This window comes from Streptomyces botrytidirepellens (assembly GCF_003721215.1).
GTDB lineage: Bacteria > Actinomycetota > Actinomycetes > Streptomycetales > Streptomycetaceae > Streptomyces > Streptomyces himastatinicus.
In genome coordinates this window covers 23,000-29,388 of sequence record NZ_RIBZ01000326.1, presented here as the reverse complement: position 1 = coordinate 29,388, position 6,389 = coordinate 23,000, and the positions used below count along the sequence as shown (strand labels likewise).

The 6,389-nt window shown below is 67.6% G+C and carries 4 protein-coding genes; 2 read left to right on the top strand and 2 right to left on the bottom strand.

Annotated features, from left to right (window positions below; genetic code table 11):
- Nucleotides 1-297: 297 nt before the first annotated feature.
- Nucleotides 298-1,494, top strand: coding sequence for an endonuclease domain-containing protein (locus tag EEJ42_RS29190; RefSeq protein WP_184503327.1), 1,197 nt, complete (start codon nt 298-300; stop codon nt 1,492-1,494).
- A 130-nt stretch (nt 1,495-1,624) separates the two neighbouring features.
- Here the strand turns inward: EEJ42_RS29190 and EEJ42_RS29185 are convergent, their stop codons facing one another.
- Both EEJ42_RS29185 and EEJ42_RS29180 read right to left on the bottom strand, forming a co-directional pair.
- Nucleotides 1,625-2,641 (bottom strand): restriction endonuclease, encoded by a 1,017-nt coding sequence (locus tag EEJ42_RS29185; protein ID WP_123104596.1) that lies wholly within the window; start codon nt 2,639-2,641, stop codon nt 1,625-1,627.
- A 112-nt stretch (nt 2,642-2,753) separates the two neighbouring features.
- Nucleotides 2,754-3,794, bottom strand: coding sequence for a TniQ family protein (locus tag EEJ42_RS29180; RefSeq protein WP_184503326.1), 1,041 nt, complete (start codon nt 3,792-3,794; stop codon nt 2,754-2,756).
- A 255-nt stretch (nt 3,795-4,049) separates the two neighbouring features.
- Between EEJ42_RS29180 and EEJ42_RS29175 the strand changes: the two genes are divergently transcribed.
- Nucleotides 4,050-6,383 carry a DEAD/DEAH box helicase gene (locus tag EEJ42_RS29175; RefSeq protein ID WP_184503325.1) on the top strand — a complete coding sequence of 778 codons (2,334 nt, stop codon included), beginning with the start codon at nt 4,050-4,052 and terminating at the stop codon, nt 6,381-6,383.
- The last annotated feature ends 6 nt before the right edge of the window (nt 6,384-6,389 follow it).

Genomic DNA, 6,389 nt, shown 5'->3' with positions numbered 1-6,389 from the left:
GCGCGGCTACATCTTCCTCGGCACCGCAACAGCATCGGCCCTGGTCATCTGGCTCCGGACATGATCGCCCGGACAAGTCCTAGCCCCGGCCAAAACACCAGCGGTGAAGTAGCTGTGCAGATTTTCGCGCCTGTCGACTGCCGGGTATGCCGCTGACTTGCGCTACTGCTGGGTTGTCAGAGGCGCAAGGAGACAACAACTCCACATACCTGGTAGCAAGGGATGCGACCATCCCCGGCTGGAAGGGCGTCGCCAGAGGCCGGGCGCGTTGTCAGCGGTGGGTGCCATCCTGTCGCGATGATCAGTCAAAAGCTGGCCGTGAGGTATCTGGCAGACGAGATGGAGGGTTGCCCGGTCCCGATGACGCCGGAGAGCTTCCGGATCAAGCGTTGGGCCGAGCACGATTACGTCTTCTTCGGGCATGTTCCGGTGCGCGCCTACAAGCACGCCAACCGGTGGCGGTTCAGCGAGCCGGACGTCCGCGGTGCCGTGCGCACGATTGCCGCACTGCCCTGGGACCCCGAAGACCTCATAGACCCACGGCTTGACGCCCACGGCAAGTCAGATCCGCTCGCCACGACACACAGCGGCTGGCGAACCGAGATCCAGAACATGATCCGCCGGGCGGCTGCTACCGAGCGCGAGGAGAAGGGCTGCCGATGCGGACCGCTCTACTGCCAGCAAGAGGAAACCGATTGGGGTCTGCCCTGCAGCCTGACGCCTGACGCCCTGCTCCAGCGGTGCAGCAGCTACACCATGGCCTGCACACTCCCCGTGCCTACGCTCGTCTGGGTCGACGACACCTGGCTGATCCCCCGCACCCTTGTCTACATCCTCGACCAGCAGCAGGAAGCCGAGAGCAAACTGAAAGCCGCCGCCCAGCAGTGCAGCGGCTGCGGAGCCCACAGCACAGACCCCACCTGGCGCGCCCCGAGCACCACCGGATGGAAGGTGCTGTGCCCCGCCTGCACAGCCGCCAAGCTGCGCTCCTACCGCCAAGAACTCAAGGGTGTCGCCTACGCGCGGGTTCGGGAACGAGGACCACGGGCTGAGGACTTCTTGTGCGCGGTTTGCGAAACGCCCCGGCCCGCCACCAACTGGGACCACTGCCACCAACACGAGCTGATTCGCGGCCCTCTGTGCGGCAGCTGCAACACGGCAGAAGGACAAGGGAAGGAGTTTTTGGCCCGGAAAGGCAGCGTGCAGCATTTGCTGCGCTGTGACGGCTGCCGCACCCAGCGCACCTTTCCTCTGCACCACCGGCTCGCTGCGCTACGCCTCTACCTGCACCGCAAATTGGGTGCTCAAGGATGTGACTGGCTGATTCACATGTGCGTGAACATCAATGAAACCGGCGAGGGCGGATACGACTGTACGGTGCGCTGCCCCGGGCAGGGCACCTCCGGTTCCCGCGGTCTGCGTTTGACGGCCGCCGAAGCCGAGCACATCCTGTCGCTGATGCTTGAGGATGGTGAAGGGGCGAAGAGTTCTTAATAACGCGAACTCGTGTGGCCAACCCCGTCGAGCTACGTCTCGGCGGGGGAGGACCGCGCTGGCGCACCAGCGCCCCGCCAGAGTGCGTGCTGTTCGTTCGGTGAGCCACCAGCAGGGAGCGACCGGGGAGTCACGGCCTAGGCAGCTTGTCCCCAGCTAGCCACGGTCCCGCACCGGGAGTGCGCATGTTTTGCAGCCATGTGGCGAGTGTGGCCTGGTTGGCTTCCTCGATGGGGTAGCTGCGGGACTCGACGGTGCTGCGAGCGCCTGGGGACCAGGACGAAGTGGTGGCAACCATGCCACGCTGCGCACCTTCGAAGGTGATGTCGGTCATCAGCGCTTTGACCACGACACGGTCGACTTTGCTTTTCGTCCGCTTGCACTGCACGAGCAGGACGGCAGGAGCATCCTCGTCCGCTTCCAAATCCCAAGCGCGTACATCAACGCCTTCGTCGGCCCGGCCTGGGCCAAGCTCCACACGTAGCCCTTCCTGTCGTAGCCGTTCGGCTACGAGTCCTTCGAATTGCCGCCAGTGCATACGTCCCAGCTCACTGATGTTGGCCTCGAGGTAGTCTATGAAGCGCTGGTCGAAGAAGACGCCGAGGGGCAGCGGCAACTGCTCGGAGGTGAAGAGGTCTCGCAGTTCGAGGCGCGAGGCGTACTCCGCTCGCCGTACCTGCGACCAGGGGCTGGCGATCACGCGTGCGCTGATGCTCTGCATGAGGCGCAGCGCTATCAGAGCACCCTTCGGGCCCCACCGCTGTTTTACCTCCTCCACGAGCGGGCGTGGATCCAGTGTGTTGCTCCCCCGCGCTGGCTGCAGCTGAGGCAAGTGCTCAAGAGTGTGGTCGATGGCATCGGAGTACTCGAGAAGATCGGGGAACTCGTGCATGGTCACTGGTGAGGCGCGCACCGCGGTAGCGTCAGCATCGCCGAACGCGGCCATGAGCGTGTGCGAAAGCTCTTCCATCGCCTCTGACCGATACCGGTAGAGGCTGTCCATCTCCTCCGGCCACAGTTCCTCGGCGCCCCGGGACTTTACAGCGCGGACCAGGTCGTCTTCCGACACCGCAAGCCCCAGCTTGAAACCGATGAGCTCCGCCATTGAGTCGACGAGCGCGCGCCCGCTCAGCGAGATTGCTCCCATGCCGCCCCCTTCCTGTATGCCTGAAATGCGCCACTGTCATCCTATGTTGTGTGTCTCCCGCGGAATGTATGAGGACGGCCGGCGGTCAGAGTTCCCGGCTGTGCACCGGGGTTCAGGCCTGGCCGGCCACGGACCAGACCTGCGTGTCATCCAGGGCTGGCGGTTCGTCGCCGAACCGCCAGGGCACACAGGCCAGATGTTCCAGGTGGGTATCGGCCGGAGCATCCTGGTGGGGGAGAGGAACGGGGAGGCGGCGCGAGCGGCCCTGGGATGGCCGCGTTGCGCCCGTCCCGGGCGGTGGCGTGCTGTGACGCTGCCTCCAGATGTCCACGGCCACGAGCGCCAGCGCGGCGGGCATCTGCCACTCCTCCAGCAAATCGCCGACCCTGCGCAGCCACGCCTTGTCCGTCTCAGTACTCCATGTGCCGCGCATGCGGCGGCGCTCTCGCGCGGCCAGCACGTAAGCGAGGTGGACGACTTCCGGATAGCACACCAGCGGCGCTACCCGCAGGTCACTGCCCACCGGGCCCCTGAACCTGTCGCGCCGCTCGAACCACACGGGAGGGGAGAGTGCGGGGATGTTCCACCAGAAGGAAGCAATGTGCAGCGCATCCGCGAACAGCGCCCGTCCGCCCCCGCCCAGACGCCGCTCCAGCAGCACACGCTGCCGGTGGGCCTCTACCACTTCGGGCACTTCCCGCAGCGGCAGCCAGGACACCCCGGCCTCCCGCAGATTGTCCAGCCACCGCCCGTGCCGTGCGCACACCCGCCACCGGGTCACCGACACCACATACACATCCGACGCCATCCGCTTGGCGGCCGCGCACAGGTCGCAGGCCCGGACCAGGAAGACCCCCTTCGCCTCCCACTGCGGCCACCTCCACACCGGCCCGGAGCTCTCATCGAGCAGGTGATGGTCGCGCAGGTTCGGCAGCGCTCGCTGCAGCACCTCCCGGCCGCGGCCGGTCATCACCGCCAGCCGCTCCAGCGCCATCGCATTGAGGTAGACCTCGGTGAACTGAGGAGGCTGCGCTTTCGTGCCGTCTCCGACCAGGCCCAGCAACTCGCCGGGAGATATTCCGTTCAACGCCGCGAGGCGTCCGATGAACGAACCGGTCGACTCCCCGGAGATAAGCCGCACCTGCCGCGGCAAGCGCGCCGGCTCCCTGAAGACACGCGCCCGCCTTGTGGGGCGTCGTACCCGGCCACCAGCCATCCCGGCGCCACCTCCTTCTTCCCGAACTACATCTGTGCTGCCGCGCCCACTCGCCGGCTGTGCACCTTCGCCGCCGGCCCAGGCTGCCGCAGCAGCACCACCTGCCGATCGGCCCCACGAACCGCCCGCCTACAGTGCAGGAGCAAACCGCGGCACACCGGGCAATTGCCTGCCCCGATCCTAAGGACCCCTGTGACATCTGCTCCGCCCGCCCTGCGCCCCCACCAGAAAGAGGCAGTCGACGCCACGGTCGGCGCGTTCGCAGCAGGGGAGCGGCGCGCCACGGTGGTCTCCGCCTGCGGAACAGGCAAGACGCTCACCGCCGCGGCCACGGCCCACCGTCTCGCACCGGGCGGAGCAGTCCTGGTGGCAGTCCCTACCCTCGCCCTGTTGACCCAGACCATCCAGCGCTGGAGACAAGCCGGCCGCCCGGGACTGGTGCTCGGGGTGTCCTCGCTGAAGCAGCGGCCCAGCGGCCTCACCCCGGGCCAGGCGGTCATGACCAACGACCCGACCCGTATCGCCGAACTGGCCAACACCGCCTCCGGCCCCGTCACCGTCTTCGTCACCTACGGCTCGCTGCACCTCATCAGCCAGGCCCACCACGACCACTCCATGGCGGCCTGGGACCTGATGGTCATCGACGAGGCGCACCGCACCTGCAAGCGCGTTGGCCGAGGGTGGGGCTCCATTCACGACGACGGCGAGCTGCCCGCCAAGCTGCGCCTCTACATGACGGCGACGCCCCGCATCTGGAGAACCCCCTCGCCTCCCAGCGGGCTGGCGTCCCTGTTCGAGGCCATGCCGAACGCCACCATGGACCGCGTCGACATCTTCGGGCCCGTCGTCTACCGCCTGGGCCTGTCCGAAGCCATCGAACGCGGCATCCTCGCCGACTACCGCGTCGTCATGCCCGTCGTCGAGGATCAGGACCTGCACGGCATCCTCACCTCCAACCCCGCCGACAGCGCCCACCACAACGGGCTGCGCTCCGCCGCCCTCCACGTCGCCGTCCTGCGTGCCATCCGCGACCAGGGCCTGCGCCGGGTGTTGGTCTTCCACAACCGGATCGGCGCCGCACACGCCTTCGCTCGAGCGCTGCCCCACACCGCCGCCCAGACCGCCGGAAACCTTCACATTCCCGACCTGTGGTCCCGCGCCGTCGACAGCGAGCAAAAGGCCGCCCACCGCCGGCGCCTCCTGCAAGCTTTCGACGACACCGACCAGCAGGCGGTTCTCAGCAACGTCCGCGTCCTCAACGAAGGCGTCGACATCCCCGCCATCGACGCCATCGTCTTCGCCGCCGCTCGCAAAAGCGTTATCGACGCCATCCAGGCCATCGGCCGCGCCCTGCGCCAGGAACCCGGAGCCGGGAAGAAGGCCACCCTGGTAATCCCCGTCTACCTGCCGGACGGAGCCAGCGCCCACGACATCCTGCGCACCAGCGAGTACGGCGGGCTGTGGCAGATCCTGCAAGCCCTGCGCGCCCACGATGACACCTTCTTGGACCGGGTCGCCATGCCCCACTCCAGCGGCCCCTCCGGACTGCCCGCCCGCACCGTGCACTACCACCTGCCCGAGCGGGCCCTGGAGATCGCCCTCGCCCTCGGCCTGGAGATCACCCTGCCCCCCACCGGCGACTGGGACGAAGGCATGGCCAGCGCCACCGGCTACCAGCGGCACTACGGGCACCTCGACATTCCCGCGGACTACCGGGACCCCGAAGGCTTCGCCCTGGGCGAGTGGATCAGCAATCAGCGCCTGCGGCACACCGCCGGCCGCCTCGACGACGCGCACCGCACCGCCCTCGACGCACTCGGCATGCTGTGGACCACCCCCCAAGACGACTTCACCCGCATGCTGCACCACGTCCGCGCCTGGGCCCAGGAACACGGCCACCTCGCCGCTCCCCAGCACGCCATGCACGGCGGACACCCGGTCGGCCGATGGATCTCCGAGTGCCGCAGAAGAGCCCGATCCGGCAGCCTCGCCCCCACCCAGGAAGAGGCCCTGCGCAGTATCGACCCCTGGTGGGACCCGCCCTTCCCGGTCACCTGGCGCCGCACATACGCGGCCGCGAAGGCACACGTGGAAATCCACGGCACCGGCCACGTACCCAACACCTACAAAACCGAGGACGGAATACCGCTGGGCCAGTGGCTCAGCCGGCAGCGCAACCGCTTCACCACGCTGCACCCCGCCCAGACCCAACTCCTGCTGGACATCCACCTCGGCCCCAGCCTCGAAAGCCTCTACCGCGGTGAAATCGGCACCCCGCGGCGGGATGAGTTCCGCGAGTACCTCAACGCGGCAACCAACTACCTGACCCGCGAGGGCAACCTCAACGTCCCCCGCAGGCACCGGGAGGCCAGCTGGGGAGAGCGGATGATCGACCTCGGCGCATGGATACACAAAACCCGCAAAGCACCTGAAAAGCTCACCGAGGAGGAACGCACCGCACTGGAAGGCATCTACATGGTGTGGGACCCCACCCTGGGACGCGGCACGAAGCCCCCGAAAACCTGAGCCCTG

Coding starts and splice junctions, on each gene's coding strand:
- EEJ42_RS29190 (WP_184503327.1), top strand. CDS start 298: ATGATCAGTCAAAAGCTGGCCGTGAGGTATCTGGCAGACGAGATGGAG.
- EEJ42_RS29185 (WP_123104596.1), bottom strand. CDS start 2,641: ATGGGAGCAATCTCGCTGAGCGGGCGCGCGCTCGTCGACTCAATGGCG.